Origin of the sequence: Enterococcus cecorum, from assembly GCF_052119425.1 — a bacterium.
GTDB lineage: Bacteria > Bacillota > Bacilli > Lactobacillales > Enterococcaceae > Enterococcus_E > Enterococcus_E cecorum_C.
Genome location: NZ_JBQKFH010000119.1, coordinates 1 through 369, shown reverse-complemented (window position 1 = coordinate 369; position 369 = coordinate 1). Strand labels below are relative to the sequence as shown.

The 369-nt window shown below is 29.0% G+C and carries 1 protein-coding gene; it reads right to left on the bottom strand.

Going from position 1 to position 369, the window contains the following annotated elements:
• On the bottom strand, positions 1–369 hold a 369-nt coding region (locus tag ACTQZM_RS12100; protein ID WP_441653905.1), incomplete at both ends, for a transposase.

Genomic DNA, 369 nt, shown 5'->3' with positions numbered 1-369 from the left:
TAATTGACTTTTTAAATTTTTTATCTAAGTTTTGAGGTAAGTTATAGAGTATATCAAAAAATTTGTTGTATTCCTTTTTATGAAAGTGTCCAAGCAGACTTTGATAAATCTGATAACATTGCTTAAATCCTTCATCAAATGAGAGTAAGGTATCTACGACTTCTGTTTGAGTGACGAATTTTTTATCGAATAATGGGTACTGTGAACGTTTCTCGTAATTCAGATTATCCTCGTGTGTTAAAACGAATTTCCAATATCTTTTTAATTTTGTATAGTGTCGAGATTCCTTATTTTTTTGTTCATTCATTACTTGAATTCGTTTATTATTCAAAGCACGAGTCAATTGCTGGATAATATGGAAACGATCAA